Source organism: uncultured Arcticibacterium sp., from assembly GCF_964021845.1.
Classification (GTDB): domain Bacteria; phylum Bacteroidota; class Bacteroidia; order Cytophagales; family Spirosomataceae; genus Arcticibacterium.
On record NZ_CAXHZC010000001.1, the window covers coordinates 478,009 to 495,543 of the forward strand.

17 protein-coding genes are annotated in these 17,535 nt (G+C 37.2%); 7 read left to right on the forward strand and 10 right to left on the reverse strand.

The window, feature by feature from the left end; translation table 11 throughout:
- Positions 1-37: 37 nt before the first annotated feature.
- Positions 38-1,666, forward strand: a complete 1,629-nt coding sequence (locus AADJ06_RS01955; protein ID WP_341224710.1) for a 2-oxo acid dehydrogenase subunit E2 — start codon at positions 38-40, stop codon at positions 1,664-1,666.
- Positions 1,667-1,812: 146 nt separating this feature from the next.
- Here the strand turns inward: AADJ06_RS01955 and AADJ06_RS01960 are convergent, their stop codons facing one another.
- The 5 genes from AADJ06_RS01960 to AADJ06_RS01980 form a co-directional block, all read right to left on the reverse strand.
- Positions 1,813-2,520 carry a hypothetical protein gene (locus tag AADJ06_RS01960; RefSeq protein WP_341224711.1) on the reverse strand — a complete coding sequence of 236 codons (708 nt, stop codon included), beginning with the start codon at positions 2,518-2,520 and terminating at the stop codon, positions 1,813-1,815.
- 230 nt (positions 2,521-2,750) lie between these two features.
- Entirely contained in the window at positions 2,751-3,530 is a 780-nt protein-coding gene (locus AADJ06_RS01965) for a hypothetical protein (RefSeq protein ID WP_341224712.1), read from the reverse strand.
- A gap of 164 nt (positions 3,531-3,694) precedes the next feature.
- A complete protein-coding gene (locus AADJ06_RS01970) occupies positions 3,695-4,177 on the reverse strand; it encodes a DDE-type integrase/transposase/recombinase (protein WP_341224713.1) in 483 nt (160 codons plus the stop codon).
- A 323-nt stretch (positions 4,178-4,500) separates the two neighbouring features.
- Positions 4,501-5,700, reverse strand: a complete 1,200-nt coding sequence (gene trpB / locus AADJ06_RS01975; RefSeq protein ID WP_341224714.1) for a tryptophan synthase subunit beta — start codon at positions 5,698-5,700, stop codon at positions 4,501-4,503.
- 319 nt (positions 5,701-6,019) lie between these two features.
- The gene (locus AADJ06_RS01980) at positions 6,020-6,631 is read right to left on the reverse strand and encodes a DUF2306 domain-containing protein (protein WP_341224715.1); all 612 of its coding nucleotides are present in this window, start codon (positions 6,629-6,631) and stop codon (positions 6,020-6,022) included.
- 273 nt (positions 6,632-6,904) lie between these two features.
- On the opposite strand from AADJ06_RS01980, the gene AADJ06_RS01985 reads away from it, so the two are divergent.
- The 4 genes from AADJ06_RS01985 to AADJ06_RS02000 all read left to right on the forward strand — a co-directional run bounded on the left by AADJ06_RS01985 (position 6,905) and on the right by AADJ06_RS02000 (position 10,114).
- Positions 6,905-7,648: an alpha/beta hydrolase gene (locus tag AADJ06_RS01985; RefSeq protein WP_341224716.1), complete on the forward strand. Its 744-nt coding sequence runs from the start codon at positions 6,905-6,907 to the stop codon at positions 7,646-7,648.
- A gap of 162 nt (positions 7,649-7,810) precedes the next feature.
- Entirely contained in the window at positions 7,811-8,794 is a 984-nt protein-coding gene (locus AADJ06_RS01990; protein ID WP_341224717.1) for an SH3 domain-containing protein, read from the forward strand.
- A 151-nt stretch (positions 8,795-8,945) separates the two neighbouring features.
- Positions 8,946-9,410 (forward strand): hypothetical protein, encoded by a 465-nt coding sequence (locus tag AADJ06_RS01995; RefSeq protein ID WP_341224718.1) that lies wholly within the window; start codon positions 8,946-8,948, stop codon positions 9,408-9,410.
- Positions 9,407-10,114 carry a hypothetical protein gene (locus AADJ06_RS02000; protein WP_341224719.1) on the forward strand — a complete coding sequence of 236 codons (708 nt, stop codon included), beginning with the start codon at positions 9,407-9,409 and terminating at the stop codon, positions 10,112-10,114. Before AADJ06_RS01995 ends, AADJ06_RS02000 begins: the two co-directional genes overlap by 4 nt.
- 11 nt (positions 10,115-10,125) lie before the next feature.
- Here the strand turns inward: AADJ06_RS02000 and AADJ06_RS02005 are convergent, their stop codons facing one another.
- Positions 10,126-10,428: an alpha/beta hydrolase gene (locus AADJ06_RS02005; RefSeq protein WP_341224720.1), complete on the reverse strand. Its 303-nt coding sequence runs from the start codon at positions 10,426-10,428 to the stop codon at positions 10,126-10,128.
- Between AADJ06_RS02005 and AADJ06_RS02010 the strand changes: the two genes are divergently transcribed.
- Complete coding sequence (locus tag AADJ06_RS02010; protein ID WP_341224721.1) at positions 10,397-10,849, forward strand: hypothetical protein; 453 nt, start codon at positions 10,397-10,399, stop codon at positions 10,847-10,849. The two genes, AADJ06_RS02005 and AADJ06_RS02010, sit on opposite strands and share 32 nt — an antisense overlap.
- Positions 10,794-11,351, forward strand: coding sequence for a hypothetical protein (locus tag AADJ06_RS02015; protein WP_341224722.1), 558 nt, complete (start codon positions 10,794-10,796; stop codon positions 11,349-11,351). Before AADJ06_RS02010 ends, AADJ06_RS02015 begins: the two co-directional genes overlap by 56 nt.
- A gap of 47 nt (positions 11,352-11,398) precedes the next feature.
- Here AADJ06_RS02015 and AADJ06_RS02020 read toward each other — a convergent pair whose 3' ends face one another.
- The 4 genes from AADJ06_RS02020 to AADJ06_RS02035 form a co-directional block, all read right to left on the reverse strand.
- On the reverse strand, positions 11,399-11,881 hold the full coding sequence (locus AADJ06_RS02020; protein WP_341224723.1) for a hypothetical protein: 483 nt from the start codon (positions 11,879-11,881) through the stop codon (positions 11,399-11,401).
- Positions 11,882-12,097: 216 nt separating this feature from the next.
- Complete coding sequence (gene fabV / locus AADJ06_RS02025) at positions 12,098-13,285, reverse strand: enoyl-ACP reductase FabV (protein ID WP_341224724.1); 1,188 nt, start codon at positions 13,283-13,285, stop codon at positions 12,098-12,100.
- Positions 13,286-13,456: 171 nt separating this feature from the next.
- A complete protein-coding gene (locus tag AADJ06_RS02030; RefSeq protein ID WP_341224725.1) occupies positions 13,457-15,898 on the reverse strand; it encodes a glycosyl hydrolase 115 family protein in 2,442 nt (813 codons plus the stop codon).
- A gap of 74 nt (positions 15,899-15,972) precedes the next feature.
- Positions 15,973-17,526, reverse strand: coding sequence for a glycosyl hydrolase family 28 protein (locus AADJ06_RS02035; protein WP_341224726.1), 1,554 nt, complete (start codon positions 17,524-17,526; stop codon positions 15,973-15,975).
- Positions 17,527-17,535 lie beyond the last annotated feature (9 nt).

Consider the following 17,535-nt stretch of genomic DNA (forward strand, 5'->3'; position numbering starts at 1 on the left):
GCATTGTTGAAGAATTTAAAGAAACTACAATAGAAATATGGCGGAGGTAATAAGAATGCCCAAAATGAGCGATACCATGGAAGAAGGGGTAATCGCGGCTTGGAATGTCAAGGTTGGCGATAAAGTAAGCTCAGGGGATATTTTAGCAGAAGTAGAAACAGATAAGGCTACCATGGATATGGAGTCTTATGAAGATGGTACCATTTTGCACATTGGTGTTGAGAAAGGAGACGCGGTGCCTATTAATGCTATAATGGCAGTAATAGGAGAGCCAGGTGAAGACTTTCAGGCACTGTTAGATGCAGAAGCAGGTGGTGCAGCTACTGAAGCTCCAGCCGAAACACCAGCAGCAGAAGAAGCAGCTCCTGCCGCTCCTGCAGCCGAGGCTATTGACACTTCTGGTATTAATGCGGAATTGGTTAAAATGCCACTTCTTAGTGATACCATGACCGAAGGTGTGATTCACACTTGGTTAATGAAAGTGGGAGACACCGTTAAGTCTGGTGATATGCTAGCTGAAATAGAAACTGATAAAGCCACTATGGAACTAGAGGCTTATGACGAAGGTATTTTACTTTATATAGGTGTAAAAGAAGGTGAAGCTGTTCCTGTAAATTCTGTAATTGCGGTTATAGGTGAAAAAGGTGCAGATTATGAAACCTTACTAAAAGCAGAAGAAGCGGCTAACGCAGCACCAGCTCCTAAGGCAGAAGCACCAAAAGCAGCGGCAGCTCCAGCAGCGAAAGCAGAGGCACCAAAGGCAGCAGCTCCTGCTAAAGCGGCAGCACCTAAAACAACTTCAACGGGTAGAATATTAGCTTCTCCGTTAGCTAAGAGATTAGCAGAAGAGAAAGGAATAGATATAGGAACAGTGAGTGGTTCTGGCGAAGGCGGAAGAATCATCAAAGTAGATATTGATAACTATGTAGCACCAGCGGCTCCTGCTCCTGCAGCGGCCGGAAGTAGTGCAGCGTTTGGCGTAGAAAGTTCTGAAGAACTTCCATTATCTCCAATGCGTAAGGCTATCGCTAGAGGATTCTCTGGTGAGATTCCTTCTCCAGAATTCTATGTAACGATGGAAATCTGTATGGATAAAATCATGGAAGCTCGTAAAGAGATGAACGAGTACTCTCCTGTGAAAATATCTTTTAACGATTTAGTAATTAAAGCATGTGCACTGGCACTTACTCAGCACCCTAACGTAAACTCTTCTTGGAGAGGTGACCATATCAAACAGAACAACCATGTACACGTAGCTATGGCTGTGGCAGTACCTGATGGTCTTTTGATGCCTGTGGTACGTTTTGCTAACGCTTTACCTTTATCTGCTCTTGCGGCAGCTACTAAGGAGCTAGGTGCAAAAGCAAAAAACAAACAACTACAACCAGCCGACTGGGAAGGTAACACTTTCACGGTAAGTAACTTGGGTATGTTTGGTGTTGATAGCTTTACGTCTATCATCAATAACAGAAACAACGAAAGCTGTATTTTAGCAGTAGGTGGTATCAAAGAAACAGTAACTGTGAAAAACGGTGAGTTTTATGCCACTAACATCATGAAAGTAACCCTTACTTGCGACCACCGTGTGGTGGATGGAGCAGGTGGAGCGGCTTTTTTAGTAACTGTGAAAGAATTGCTTGAGAATCCTACCAAGATGTTGGTTTAAGGATTAGCACTTAAGATTATACAAAAAACCTTTTCCAGAAATGGGAGAGGTTTTTTTGTGGGTGATGGTGTAGATTCGTCCTTGAACTAAAATCTAAACATGGCTTTACATCTGACGGACTTCCAATCAATTTTGCTTTCGTTATATTAATTGAAATCAGATTCAGTTATATTTTCATTAATTAATAACCTCATAATTTTACCTTTTTGAAAGTTTTTACCGTCTCCAAATTTTATTTCTGTTGCGGATGTTAAATTTTCGAATTTTTTAAATTTTGAATAAAGGAGTACCATGAACGAATCCTTTTCAAGGTTCAATACTTTTTCAGTTTTTATGATATAGAATGTTTTTATGTCAAAGTATACAAATTTCACTAATCCATTAATTAACTCTGCTTTGATTTTATAACATGTTTTAGTTCCAACTTTCACTTTACCAATTAAGTCTAAAGTCCATAATTGGGGATCTAGATAGTCGAGCTCATTAAAAATATTATTTTTGAATATCTTGTCCTTAAATTCATCGTGAGCAGCTTCTTTTTTCTCTCCATTGACTATTTCATAACCACTTATTCCATCAAACCAATTTTGATAGACAATACGGTCTTTATAAACAACTTCAAACGAACCTTTATTCGGTAGCATTTCTTTGGTCACCCAATTTACATCTCTACCTTCCATTTCAGTTTTTATATCAGTATATAAAGTTTTAATACTTTTTAAATATTCCTTTCCTCCGATCGCGATTATTGAATTATTCACAATAGTTTCAGCGGTAATGTTTTTATTGTATTGTGAGAATATTTGATGACTGAAAAGAAGTAAAAAGGTTATTTTTATAATTGTTTTTTTCATATCGCATTATAAAATAGTTTGTTTTTTTATTATGTTTAGGGCATTTGTATTAGCTCTTTGAGGTCTTTTTTACTTCTCCATTATGTACCTCGATCTTCTTACCGAATGTGTGAAGTATACTCTTTTTCAAATCCTACACTTGTCTGCAATTAATTAAATAGTAAAACCATTCTGCAGACCAAAAGCTAAATACCACGAAGTCGAAAAGACCTCTTGCAGGGGTTTAGCTCTTACTCAAAATTATATTTAACATTCGCTGGTAATGGCTCTGTGGCTAATTTTTGCCATTCTCCATTTATCTTAATCACCACAATGTTGTTATCCTTGTCGTAAAAGATAGTGCCATCTTTGGCTTCTTTTAAGGCTTTATAGTTTACATGTTTGGCACTTTCTTTATGATTAGTCTCATCATCGCCTTCAGGAGCATCTTTTCTTGTATTGTCCTTACCAATTCTTCCCAGCGTAAGAGTGTTTGATAACTCTAATGAGCCATAAAATAAAGCTCGGTCTCTGCTGAACATGAATGAATGCTGGCGAACATCAGAGCCTATGCGAAACCAGTTATAAGCTGGCTCGGAGTGGTTATATACTGTGCCAAAGTAATATAATTCAGCTACAGGCTTTTCCTCTTCAATATGCTTATTGACTAACATGGTAATTCTTGATTTGTCGTCTTGTGCATAGCCTTCGAGTACGTGATAGCCCCATCGCTTCTTATTTTTTTCATTCTGGTTTCCACGAACCTGTATCATGTATGGCGTGCTAATAATACCATTTACAGTACTATACATTGGAGTAAGCCTAGTGTCAAATCCATAATTATAGCCTCGGTACTTCCACTTTTCCCATGTGGAATCTACGTCAGAATATATTTCTGTTCGGTATTTGTTAGAGGCCTTAGAGCCTTCAATGAGTTTGAAATGGCTATCAGGAAGTTGGACGTCTTTGTTTTGGCTGTAAGCCGTATTAAAAAACAAAGTGATAATAAGCAGTGTTAAAGCTTTTTTCATTTTAGACTTATAAATTTATAGAAGCTTTGATATGTATTTTGAGTCAAAATACAGTAAAGCTAGGGTTGAAAAATATGGTTTATAAATATACCCTCTTTCCGTAGATTCTTTCATAACTAATCAGGTTTTGTCTAGTCCCGAATAAGCGATACACTTATTTAGATTTAAAAACCTAACTTATAGAATCCAGTTGGCTTTGTTGACTGGATTCTTGTTTTAATACGTTCTAATTTGGACTTCCCTTTGTTATGCATCATTTCAGGTGTTTTCATGTAGCAAGAATAATGTGGTCTTTTGTGATTGTATATTTTGATACTATCACTTATTAAAGCTTTCATTATTGGTAATGCTAAATTGTTGTTATCGTCAATGAATTCCTGTTTCAGTATTCCATTTATTCTCTCGGCTACATCATTAGCATACTGGTTGTAAGACTCCGTCTTGCTACATTTAATGCCATTTTTGTTCAAGACTTCTTGGTAATCATTACTGCAATATTGATATCCTCTATCGAAATGATGAATGAGTATTTCACTTTTATATTTACGATACTCAACTGCCATTTCTAATGCCTTTATCGAACTAGATGTACTTAAACTGTTAGACACATCGTAACCTAGTACATTTTTTAAATATGCATCTGTCACTAGTGCCTAATACAGAGAATTCTTTCTGTTTCCAACATAAGTTATATCTGAAACCCAGACTTCTTCCGGACGTTTTGAAGTCATATTTTCAATTATATTCTTATGTTTTCGGAATCTATGATGCGAATTAGTCGTGATATGATAAATTGTATTTTGATCATTGCTTTTTGGATTGTCAATTTAGTAGTAGAATGACCTAAGATTAGGATTTATTAAGGGCTTTGTAATGGGAGAAATCTCGCGAGAAAAAGTAGCCTACCAAGAAGCATTTCATCGTGAAGTCAGAATGAAATGGTGGTAGGCTACCATCTTAATTCATTTACCTATTTCGGTAAACCGAAAGTTTCAACTACAAAGTCGATATCCTTATCGCCTCTTCCACTTAAATTAACCAATATAGATTTTTGAGGTTGTTTCTTAGCTAGCTTTAAAGCATAAGCCACGGCATGAGAGCTTTCTAGTGCCGGAATAATACCTTCTAAGCGACTTAACTCATAAAATGCGTCAACCGTTTCTTTGTCGTTAATGCTGTCGTAGTTTACTTTATTCATGTCTTTAAGCATGCTATGTTCTGGGCCAACGCCTGGGTAATCTAGCCCACTGGCGATAGAATGAACGGGTGCTGGTTCACCTTTCTCATCTTGTAAAGTATAGCATTTAAAGCCATGAATTATACCTGGGGTTCCTAAGGTCATGGTGGCAGCATGTTCTCCTAATTCCAAGGAGCGTCCTGCTGGCTCTACACCATGCAGCTGGCATTCTTCATCATCTAAAAATCCGGAGAATATGCCCATGGCGTTGCTTCCGCCGCCTACGCATGCCACTACATTGTCAGGTAATTCACCCGTCATTTCCATATATTGTTCACGAGCTTCTATGCCCACCACTCTTTGAAAATCACGCACCATCATGGGGAAAGGGTGTGGACCTACCACAGAGCCAATACAATAGATGGTAGTTTCTGGGTCTTTAAGGTATGCTTCAAATGCAGAGTCTACGGCTTCTTTAAGAGTTTTAAGACCATGAGTTGCAGGAATTACATTTGCTCCTAAAATTTGCATTCGTACCACATTAGGCTGCTGTTTTTTCATGTCAACTTCGCCCATGTAGATATCACACTCCAAACCGAAATAAGCAGCTGCCGTGGCCAGAGCCACTCCATGCTGGCCTGCACCGGTTTCTGCAATGAGTTTCTTTTTGCCTAGGTGTTTCGCGAGTAAGGCTTCGCCCATGCAGTGATTAAGTTTATGAGCACCAGTATGGTTTAAGTCTTCGCGTTTTAAGTAAATGCGTCCTCCGTATTTTTCTGACAATCTCGAGCAATAATAAACTGGTGTTGGTCGGCCTTGGTAGTGTTTCCGTATGCTACGAAGCTCTTGAATGAAATTGTGTGATTTACTTATAGTGTTATAGGCTTCCGTTATTTTTTTCATTTCGGCTTCCAAGAATGGGGGGATAAAAGCACCACCATAATCTTCGAAAAAGCCTTCATTATTTGGATATTCTTTAAAATAATTACTCATGAGTTTTTTATTTGATTGGTATGTAAATATTGTAAAAAAGGACCAATTTTCCACTATTGATATTTCACTAGAATAATACGTGAAAGCTTTTTTTATTAAGGACTAAATTTAGGCCCAATAGTCATGATTTCACTTTTGTGATGTTCTTTTAATAAAATATAAAGTGTACCAAATTCCGTCAACCTGACCAAAATCATGCCTTTCGTTTGAAGGACATATTATAATTTCTAGGCTTCTGTAATTGGAAAATGGGAGAGTTTACCTCAAGACTAAAAAGGGATGTAAAAAGACCTCAAGAAGTGGATGTTTTTGAGTTTTATCAATTTTTCCTTTTAACAATAAAATAAGCCACTAGCATATTTGGCACCCAACAGAGCCAAGCTACTACACGATAGGCAGGAATGAAATCGCCAAGGCTAATGGTGAGTAGTGGTAGCCAGATTCTTAGCATAACCGCAGCAAAACAAGCAGCATAACTGTATATCATAAAGTTTTGATGCTTTGTAATGTTTCCATTCTTAATGGCTTTAAATGCCAAGGCGGTAGTGCTCAGCCATACGAGCCCTAAACTGATAAAGCCTATTTTACTGACAAGCCCTCCTGTAGCGTGAAAGCCTAAATACACGCTACAGAGCCCACTTATTAAAACAGAAATGACGTAAATTATGCCTATTCGTCTGTGCCAAATGATATGTTTGTTTCTTAGTTTTTTACTGAATTGCAGCCAGCCAATGAGTAGTGCTAATCCGCCTAAAACGATGTGCCCATAAAAGGCAATATTCCAGGTAGTATCTGATAGTAAATCAGGTGACTTGGAGCCTAAGAGTCCAAATAGTCTATCGATAAAAAAGTAGAGTAATGGGTAAATTCCAATAATGACGCAAAAGAAACTAAAGACCCACCAAGTGATGTTTTTTGTCAAGCTTTTCATGTAAATTTTCAGGGATAGATGTTTAAAGGTATTGATTCTGAGGTATATATACCACATGTATTAATAGCTTTTCTGACCAATGTTGTCATGAATTATTTTACAAGTTTACAAATCAAAGTATCTTTAGGTAGACTTATTTCTGTTAAAAAGAGTATATAAGTTATACTTCAATACTAGCATTTTATAATCAACATGTTCAAATACCTTAAATTTCTTTTTGTCCCTTTTTTAATTACCAGTTGCACTACCCAAAAAGCAATTGATATTTCATATTTGAAAAGCTCTCAAGCTTTAGTAGAATCGTTTCCTAAGTTAGATGTTTATACTCCTGATAAAGCGGAGAATAGCCCGGTAGTGATTTTTATACATGGTGGAAATTGGAATGCGGGAAACAAAGAAATTTACAGTTTTCTTGGTCGTAACTTTGCCAAGAAAGACATTGTCACTGTGATTTCTGGCTATACTTTAAGCCCCGATGGTAATTATGATACCATGGCAAAGGAGGTGGCAGCAGCCATTAAATGGACGCGTGAAAATATTTCGAAGCATAAGGGGAATCCGAATGAAATATTTTTAATGGGACACTCTGCAGGGGGACATTTGATAGCTTTGGTAGGTACCAATCCTAAGTACCTAGAAAACATAGATTTAGTGAAAGGTATTATCCTTAATGATGCAGCTGGGCTAGATATGTATTCTTATCTAAAAAAGAATCCACCAAATAAAAATGGCCATTATGATGTTACATGGACAGAAAATGAGGAAAACTGGAAAGACGCTTCGCCTATCTACTTTTTGTCAGAAAAAGTTCCACCACTTTACGTTTATACGGGAACCAAAACCTATTCGTCCATTTTAACGGGTAACAAAGAGTTTGTCAAAAAGATGAACCAGTATCAAGCTAATCTAGAGATAAATTATTTGCGGAAGAAGCATGTGCCCATGATGCGTCAGTTTATTTTTCCATGGAATAAGCGGTATAATGAGATTGTGAAGTTTATAGATTCTAATCGATAGACCAGTTATCTTTTGAAGGGTAATAAACTGATGAGTTTTGATATTAAATGAAGTCTGATAGTGATGTCTATCAGTGATATTTAGACCTTGACCGAATAATAAAAAACGTTACCGCAATTTGAATTCCATCTGCCTTAGAGATAGCTTTAATTAAAAAAAGGCATGGAAACGAAATACGGTTTTACAAAAATGGATATTTCCGAATTTGAAAATTGGATTGCCAATTTCAGAGTCGGGCGTACGGTTATTTATTTACAGCAGCACCATACGGTAGCACCAAGTTATCAGCATTTTAATGGCTCAAATCATTTTCAACTTCAAAGAAATATGAGGGACTATCATGTCGGTAGTAATGGTTGGCTAGATATTGGGCAACACTTCTCTATTTTTCCTGATGGCGATATTCTAACGGGAAGGAGTTTGGAGCTTACTCCAGCTTGTATTTACGGAAATAATTCGGGGGCTATTTGTATTGAGAACGTGGGCTTTTTTGATAATGGTGTGGATTCCATGAATCAGGCACAGTCAGAAGCGATAGTTAGAGCCACCGCGGCTATTTGTAAGAAATTTAGTATACCTGCCAGTACAGATAATGTAGTTTATCATCATTGGTTTAATTTATCTACAGGCTCTAGGCATAACGGGGATGGTCTAAATAAATCTTGCCCAGGTACTGCCTTTTTTGGAGGAAATAAAGTGGAAGATTGCGAAAATAACTTTTTACCTCTGGTGAGAAATGCCATGACAGGCGGTGTAATAGCACCTATACCTGTATTGCTGAAATATGCCACGGTAACAGCCAGTGCTTTAAATGTCAGGGTTTTGCCTACTTCATCTTCTTCAAAGGCTAGCGACAGAGAAGCCTTGGTTTTAGGTTCTGTTTTAAGGGTGTATGAAGAGCAAAATAACTGGTATCGTATTTCTTCATCTCAGCAGCATTGGGTTTCTGCAAGGTATACGGATGATGTAGAGAGGGCGGTGGTGAATGCCAGCGTACTAAATGTACGAAGCGGGCCGGGAACATCCTTTGCTAAAGTGGGTTCATTTCTGAAAAATCAGGAGGTTTTTGTGTACGAAAGGAGCAATGGATGGTGCAGGGTTAGTTTGGATATTAAATGGGTGAAAGACAACTTTTTAGATTTTTGAGCCATGTTATTTTGAGTTAGAAGCCCTATTCCGTAGAATAAGTTTACATTAAATTATACTTAAGCTGAAGGAAAAAGTTAGAGCTTTGGATACGGATTTGTAAGAAAAGTCCGTAAGTAAGCAACCATATGATTTTTACAAGATTGAATTTATGATAAACCCAAGGCTTGCCAGCATTTGCTTTATTATTTCAGGATTTTTCCTCTCTTGTGATATAATTCCCGAGCCACAGAAAATTGAGGAAATAGTGTATTATAACTATTCTGGTCGAACTATTGATAAGATTGTTTTAGACATAGTCTCTGAGGATTTAGAGATTTTAGGAAACATAGAGATTTCGAAAGTTCTTCAACCGCAAGATTCACTTGTATTTACATATAACTTAGAGAATTCACCATCTACTCAAATAAATAGGTCATTACGTACGCACGTGTATTTTGGTTTAGAGCCTTATTCCTTTGATGAAATTATTACACCATATGAACATGGCTTTACTGGTAAGTTTGATATTAGAAGGGAATACAAACAGAGGTTATTCATCTCAGATACTAAAATGCTGTATTGCATAAATGATAAGAAGAATATGGAATGTGATTTAAATCAATTATCCCAATGATAAAGCAAGTCTATGTTTTGAGCATTCTTTTAATGCTTACAGGCTTTTCCATTTTCGCACAAAAAGGACATTCCAACTTTTATATATCGGCTTCAGGCGGCTTAAACAAAAGCACCGCAAAGTATAAAAACTCGCAGTGGTTTGAAGAGAACTTAAGTTTAAAGCCTGGTGCAGGCAAAGAGGTACAGTTGGAAATAGGGCAACGTGTGTGTGCTAATTTCTGGCTTGCTGGGGGATATTCCGTCTATTATAATCACTATGCGTTTAATAAGGTAGACCCTTATTTGCCTGAATCGGAAGCGGTTTCTTATATTTCCAAAAAAGCAGGTATAGAATTTCATATCAAAGCAAAATATCTATACCCATTTGAGAAGAACTTTGCCTTTATAAATTATGCACTTATTAGCAATAATGGTATGCACGCACGTACCACGGAATTTGGCAATACCGGAATAATAAGAAGTTTTAGCGAGTATGGCTATTTGTTTGAAGCCACTAGGCTGAGAAATGAAGTGGGTTTAGGTATGGGTCATTACTTCGGCAAAAAGCAACGTTTTGCTCTTCAGCTGGAGGGTACATATTCCTGTTTCTTAGATTATCGTAAGTCTGAAATTATTGATAAAATGAATGTCAAGAGCTTTGCTGCAGGCCTCTCTATACTTTATTTCTTTAAACCCATTGAATTTAGTAAGGGGGAAGGATAATGAGCTTAATTTTAACTCTTTAAGTTGTTCAAGATTACTTTTAAAGCTGCCTTAGCTTCTTTTATTACAGGTAGAAATGGCCAAATATGTGGCATATTTTCACCTATTATTACTTCTATATTGACATTTGCTTTCTTCAACTTTTGAGTAAATAATTTTTGGTCGGGGTAGGTGATATCATTTGTTGCTAAAAACAGAATGGTCTTCGGGAAGTGGTCAAAGCTTCCGTTAATAGGAGAAATCATTTCATGGCTTAAATCATCATTCTTAGCACACATTTTCTTGGCACATTTTACACCAATTTTAGATAACATAGGGTCTGTTTTATCTTTTTCTTATCCTTTCTCGGACCAAGTTCGTTTTAATGCGGCTTGGGGTTCTTATTATAAGTTACCTATTTACACTGTTTTGGGCTTTAAAAACGATGAAGGGGATTTTGCCAACATTGATAATGAATACATAAATACCATTCATTATGCTGCTGGTTTTGAGTACCTACCAAAGGCAGATTTACGTTTTACTGCAGAGGGCTTCTATAAAGATTATTCCAACTATCCTGTCTCTGCTTTTGAAAACATTTCACTGGCTAATTTAGGCGGTGGTTTTGGTGCCATTGGTAATGAGAAAGTGACTTCGGTAGGAGGTAGGAGGTGGGAGAGCTTATGGTTTAGAGTTTTTCATGCAAAAGAAACTAACCAAGAAACAGTTTTTAACTTTTTCATATACCTATGTTAGAAGCCTTTTTGATGGTTTTGAAACAGAGCTTTTCCCGTCGTCATGGGATAACAAACATTTGCTTTCATTCATCTATGGTTTAAAGTTTAAAAATAATTGGGAACTTGGCGTTAAGCATCGTTTTGCTGGTGGTAGCCCATATTCGTCTTTTGATTTAGAAGCTTCGCAAAGAAACTACCTAAGCATCGGAAGTGGAATCTTTGACAATTCACAGTTGAATTCTATTCGATTAAAGGCATTCAACCAAATGGATATTCGAATTGATAAACAATTAAATTTTAAGAATTGGTCTTTAGACCTTTTCTTAGATGTCCAAAATGTTTTTGCAGCCAAAAATCAATCCGTACCTAATTTTACTTTTCAAAGAAATGCGGACAATACAGACTTTGCAACAACAGAGGGTTTGAGCCTGATGCAAGATGGAAGTAATGCCAATCCACTTATTTTGAATGAACCAAGTGGTCAGCCAACTCCAAGTATTGGAATTATAGTGGAGTTTTAAGAGAGTGTAGAGGAGTACGCTAGCATGTAAATAAGCAAGTGGCTATTTTAATTATTATGTAAGGTTTCGAAAGCTATTTTCCATGAATCGTCAGCTTGTCTTCTCCAAGCAATTATATAGGTTCCCACGTTTTTTATAGTGTCATTTGTTTCCTTATTAATGAAAATTTCATTGAAGCTATTATAAGAAATCGCCATGTCTTCAGATTCAATAATGGATGGCTCGCCTCTGTCAATAAGTTTGACGTCATATTTTTTATAAATATTTTCCCATTGCTTTTTTAGGGAGTCTCTTTTTGTCAATTGAATAGGTGTTTCAGGATAAATAGCGGTATACTCATCCTCGTAAAAATCTATCCAATCATACTCAAACTTTTCATAGACTTGATAAAGACTGTCAACATGGTTTCTAATCATGTTTTTGAGTTCTCCGGACGATGTTTTAGAGACTTCTTTTGACTGTTCTTTAATTTGGCATCCAATGGTGAAAGAAAAGGTTATGGCCAGAAGTAGGAGAGGTGTGTGTTTCATGTTTGGTTATCTAAAATAAGCTTAACTAATTGATAAAGAATATGGTATATATATATCTAAATTAAATATTTTTTGATGAAATCGAAAGTTATGCCCCAATAATTTAGACCTGTGATAAAACTTAGACTGCGGTATTTTGTACATAAAAAAAGGCTGTAAGAGGTATTTAACCTGATACAGCCTTAAGCTAGAGATTCATTACATGAATCTCAAATGTTATTGTAATCCTGGAATATCCACCATTTCGTTTGCATCTAACTCATAGTCAACGCCATCGCAATGGAAACCGAAGAGATTGAAAAATTCAGTTTTATAACCTTCTAAATCTCCTATGCTTGGAAGACTTTCCGTGGTAGCTTCTTTCCATAAAGCTGCTACTTTTTCCTGAATGTCATCACGCATTTCCCAATCGTCAATTCGGATTCTACCTTTTGAATCTAAAGGAGTATCATTAAGAAATAATCTCTCAGCATATAAACGGTGAATTTGTTCTATACAACCTTCATGTACATCATTCTCTTTCATTACTTTATAGAGCAAAGAAATGTATAGTGGAATAACCGGAATGGCTGAACTTGACTGTGTTACCAATGCCTTATTTACAGAAACGTAGGCTTTTCCATTAATAGCTTTTAAAGCATCTGTGATACTAAAAGCAGTTTTTTCAAGATGCTCTTTAGCCTGCCCTATAGTACCTTTTCTATATACCGCTTCCGTAAGTTTAGGTCCAATATAAGAGTAAGCTACGGTCTTAAAATCAGAAGAAAGTAAGTTTTCTTTCATCAAAGCGTTTACCCACATTTCCCAATCTTCGCCACCCATAACGGCCACCGTATTTTCTATATCGTCACCAGTAGATGGTTCAATGGTGATTTCTTTTACCTCACCTGTATGAAAGTCTACAGTTTTATTAGTGTAGCTTCCACCTATTGGTTTCAGGGTAGATTTATGTCTAACACCTGTGGTAGGATGCGTTCTTACAGGAGAAGCTAGGCTATAAATCAATAAGTCAATTTGACCAAGGTCTTCTTTTATTAAGTCTATGGTCTGCTGTTTTACTTCATTAGAAAACGCATCACCGTTTATACTCTTAGCATAAATCCCTTCTTTGTGAGCTGCAGTTTCAAGTGCTGCGGTGTTATACCAACCAGAAGATGCTGTTTTACCTTCGGCAGGAGGTTTTTCAAAATATACTCCGATGGTAGAGGCATCTGAGCCAAAGGCACTAGCGATTCTTGAAGCTATACCAAAACCGGTAGATGCTCCAATTACCAATACTTTTTTGGCACCTTCTATTTTGCCTTTTGATTTTATATAATCAATCTGGTCTAATACATTTTTTTCACATCCTTTAGGGTGAGATGTGATGCAGATAAATCCACGGGTTCTAGGTTCTATTATCATTTAAATCGTCTTTTTTATATTGTGTCAATGAGTCGAGTTCGTTTATAGCTCCAAATATCGGTGATTTTAATTTAAATGATTCCCATTTTTAAACCTTAGCCACCTTTTAGGCTCACAGGCTTTAGGTTGTTCTAAAGAAATCAAAATTACTTTTGGGAGCATAGCTATGCTTTATTTAACTATCTCATAGAATTCTTGATGATTTTCTGGGCTTATGGCCAATTGGTCTAATACTATTCCTGGCTGATTGACGGATACCTTTATGGTTTGTTTTCCTGCTTTGTCAATCACAATCGGGTAGGTGATAGAACCAAAATTCCTTAGTACATTTTCTTTCCAAGATTCACTTCTTCCTTTGGTGTTTATTTCATAGGCTTTGGCTTCACTATCATTTACAGATAGCCAAATCTTATGGTCAAAATTGTTAGCATGGGTAGGTAAGAAACGAAGCTCCACCTGATAAGTACCCGTTTTTTCAATGTTGAAATTATAACTCAAAGAAGGCTTTTCAGTATTGAATACGTGATTTTCAAAAGGGAATAAAGTTACACTTGCGTTGCTATAACCTAATCCTTCAATGACCTTCCACTCATAGTTTTCAGCACCTTCGGCTTCTGAAAATTCACTAGCTTGAATGAATTTTGGGCTGTGTAGTTCAGTTTTATTTTCTACGGAGACGGTAGTATCTGCTAAATGATAGTCTGGCATATTGTAAACAGCTAGTTCACGTGGATTCATTGACATCATTCCGTCCCACTTGCCACCACTAATGGTCTTATTATACGTAGCTGTTGAACTCACTATAGCGTCATAGGCTTCTTGCGATTTTTTGGCCAATGCTTTTTTCTCAGTAGCATCTGTGCTCAAAAATGATTGCTGAGCATAAAGAAATTTCTCATTCATGAGAGCCGCACCTTTGATAGGGTATTCTACCAGTTGGAAGAAGGCATCCAAGCGTTCTTTTGAGATGTTAACCTTTATTTCTTCTACTTTTTTCACCAGTTCCGCATAAGCATCTAGTCTTCTTTGAGCTTCTTCTGGGCTAAACTCCGTCATTTTAGTGGAGGTTTTTGGTTCAGTTCTACTCCAACCCATATATTCTGGCTTTCTCAAAAAAGCTAAACGGTAATATTCTTCATACACATCCGCAATCTCCTGAGCTTTATCTTTACCAAACTCTCTGTGATTCCAATCCACTAAATGCTTTTTGATGGAAGATTCATTGATGCTGTTGACATCCCAAGCCAAATCAAGGAAAAACTCCATGTTGTATTCTCCTGGTTTGATGTCGCCTACATTCGCTATCCATATTTTATTAGCTCCATTTTGATAGGCTCTAGACATTTCATACCATGTTAAGCCTGGCTGAGAACTTGAGAGCCACAGATGGTCATGTGGCCTTCCCCAGTAGCTTAGGTGATAATATACACCGCTACCACCTTTTCGCTGTCTTTCATCTTTATTGCTCAATCTTCTGATATAACCGTAATTATCGTCGGTCCAAATTAGCGTAACATCGTCAGGTACTTTCAAACCATTGTTATAAAGGTCTAGTACTTCTTTGTAAATTGTGAAAACCTGTGGTATCTCTTCTATCGGTTTGTCTATAGTTTTGGTGAGCATTTCACGTTGGTCTTGAATGATGTTTTCTAACAGTGCTACCTTTTCTTCTTGTGTCGCATTTCCCTGCATGCCAGAGTCATGAATTCCACGCATTCCCATGCTTATGACATTGTTCCCGTTTTTTGTTTCAAAAATTCGTTTTTGCCAATACTCTTTTACTTTCTCTTTGTTGGTGAAATAATTAAAGTCGCCATAAATTTCGTGGTCCCATTCGTCCACATTGTTTCTTAGCATGGGTTCAGCATGCGAAGTTCCTATAGCTATCTGATATTTTTCTGCCATGGCTCGGTTACCTTCAATGGTAAAAAATGCCTTGGTTGATGGGTGCATGGCAGGCCAAATGGTATTTGCCTTTAGTCGTAACAAGAGTTGAAATATTTTCTCGTAGGTTTTAGGACCTATGTCACCAGTTTCTGGTTCAAACGTTTTAGCTGCCCAAGGTTGCAAAGCCCAATCTTCATCGTTTAAAAAGATACCACGATATTGCACCGAAGGGCTGTCAATAATTCCATTCTCAGGTAGAGCTAATGTTACTGAACCCGTGTTTTCAGGATGAACATCTGCCCACCATTTCCAAGGTGAAATTCCAATTTTTTCAGCTACATCAAACACACCATATACCGTACCTCTAATGTCGCTACCAACTATAAAAAGGTTGTCTTGGTCTTTCTTAATGATGAATTTTTCCCATGCATTGTTTAAATCTGTGTCAAAGTTATCCTCTAAACTCTGTATCAATTCATTATTAAACTGTCCTATGTAAATTCCTTTGTTTTCAGGTAGGATTTTATCAACGTAGTTCACCGGAATTTCTCTACCAATTATTTTTTCTAGGTCTTTGGCAATGTCATTTGCAGCCCATTTTATTAGTTCATCCGCGTTTGAATCAACATAAATATTGGCATTCGATGAATCTTGATTGATGGTAAAGTTTTTCGATTGACATGATGCCAAAAGTGCACTTATCAGCAGTATAAAGTATTTGTTCATTTCTTGTTAAAGTTTATTTAAGGCTCTAGATAAAGTCTTTTAATTGGTTCATACTAGCAATTTGATGGGGAAGCTTAGTCCATCACTCGCACCTGTTTGTTGTTTTCAGCATTGGTTTTAAAGGCAGTAACATCTTTTAAAACAATCTGACGGTGATTCAAACTTTCAGGGAAATTGACATTATCTAAGTCAATGCTTTTTACATCATCAAAAACTAGGGCAGGTCTGAAGTCATAATCGTCTAATTTTAGACCTACGTTTTTCATTTGAATGCCCTTGGCATGGCGAACGTAAAAAGCCCAAGATGGTAATTCTGGAAACATGGTGAATTCCGGATAGCCCCTAATTTCTTCAGGAACGTCTTTTAATCTACTTAGTGGTATATATGCTTGTCCTTTGTTGGCTCTGCCGGGTGAGGTTATTTCAATGTTTTCAAGCACCACGTTTTCTACATTGTGTCCTGGAATTCCCGTGATAGAAGCCGGGTAGGGGTTATGATGCTGACTAGGCTCTCTTGCTCGTATGTCATAGTTGATGTCAGGTCGCCCCAGCGGAACCTGCACTTTAATATTTTTCATGTGCACGTTTCTGATAGTTCCAGGTTGTTTTCCATCACGATGCCCTAATCTGATGAAAATGGAGTTTCCCGTGTTTTTGGCTACTACGTTTGACACTTTAATGTTTTCAATGATTCCTCCATCTACAGATTCAAGAGCGATGGCAGAGCGATATGTATCAAAAACTTGAATGTTTTCTATGGTGACATTTTTGAAGCCTCCGTAAGACGCCGTTCCAAATTTTATGGCACTGGCTCCAGAACGTATGGTGCAGTTGGCAATATAAACTGATTCATTGGCGTAGCCTATGTAATACGATTTAAGGCAAATACCATCATCTGCTGAGTTGACATCACAGTTGGTGATTTTTACATTTTTAGAATCAGTTATATCCATGCCGTCATTATTCCAATAGGCACGGTTATAAATAGTTAAACCGTCTAATTCTAAGTTAGTACAAAGCTCAAATGAAAGTCCCCAACAAGCGGAGTTTCTGAAGTTAGCTTGTGTAAGGCTTACATTTTTACAGGTAGAAAAACGAAGAAGTTTAGGCCTCATTTTTTCGTTCGGTCTGTTTGACCTTGTGGAGTAATCTGGGTCTATTACAATTCCTGCGTGATGAAGACTATCAACATGTAATGCAAGTTCTCTGCCTTGGCCATCTATAGTCCCAGTTCCTGAAATTGAAATGTTACTGGCTTTGTAAGCCACTATAAGGGCTAATTGTGAATTGTCGTCTTTTTTCGGACTCTCTGGTCTGCCTTTCATTTCAAGGCTTCTATAATGCCCAGGAACAGTGCTGCCTAAGATGGTGGCATCTTTTTGAAGGTGAAGATCTACATTGCTTTTAAGCTCAATAGTTCCGGTTAGGTATTTGCCTTTCGGCACAATTAAAATGCCGCCGCCATTTGCAAAGGTAGCGTCAATGGCTTTTTGCAGGGCTTCTGTGTTTAGCGTTTTTCCATCGCCTATGGCACCATAATTAGTGATCAGGTTTTCTTGGGCGTAAGAATTTCGGCTGCTCAAGCCAATTAGTATAAGCGTAGTAAGTAGGAGTAGTTTTTTCTTCAAAATCATTTA

Coding starts and splice junctions, on each gene's coding strand:
- AADJ06_RS01955 (WP_341224710.1), top strand. CDS start 38: ATGGCGGAGGTAATAAGAATGCCCAAAATGAGCGATACCATGGAAGAA.
- AADJ06_RS01960 (WP_341224711.1), bottom strand. CDS start 2,520: ATGAAAAAAACAATTATAAAAATAACCTTTTTACTTCTTTTCAGTCAT.
- AADJ06_RS01965 (WP_341224712.1), bottom strand. CDS start 3,530: ATGAAAAAAGCTTTAACACTGCTTATTATCACTTTGTTTTTTAATACG.
- trpB (WP_341224714.1), bottom strand. CDS start 5,700: ATGAGTAATTATTTTAAAGAATATCCAAATAATGAAGGCTTTTTCGAA.
- AADJ06_RS01980 (WP_341224715.1), bottom strand. CDS start 6,631: ATGAAAAGCTTGACAAAAAACATCACTTGGTGGGTCTTTAGTTTCTTT.
- AADJ06_RS01990 (WP_341224717.1), top strand. CDS start 7,811: ATGGAAACGAAATACGGTTTTACAAAAATGGATATTTCCGAATTTGAA.
- AADJ06_RS01995 (WP_341224718.1), top strand. CDS start 8,946: ATGATAAACCCAAGGCTTGCCAGCATTTGCTTTATTATTTCAGGATTT.
- AADJ06_RS02000 (WP_341224719.1), top strand. CDS start 9,407: ATGATAAAGCAAGTCTATGTTTTGAGCATTCTTTTAATGCTTACAGGC.
- AADJ06_RS02005 (WP_341224720.1), bottom strand. CDS start 10,428: ATGTTATCTAAAATTGGTGTAAAATGTGCCAAGAAAATGTGTGCTAAG.
- AADJ06_RS02015 (WP_341224722.1), top strand. CDS start 10,794: ATGCAAAAGAAACTAACCAAGAAACAGTTTTTAACTTTTTCATATACC.
- AADJ06_RS02020 (WP_341224723.1), bottom strand. CDS start 11,881: ATGAAACACACACCTCTCCTACTTCTGGCCATAACCTTTTCTTTCACC.
- fabV (WP_341224724.1), bottom strand. CDS start 13,285: ATGATAATAGAACCTAGAACCCGTGGATTTATCTGCATCACATCTCAC.
- AADJ06_RS02030 (WP_341224725.1), bottom strand. CDS start 15,898: ATGAACAAATACTTTATACTGCTGATAAGTGCACTTTTGGCATCATGT.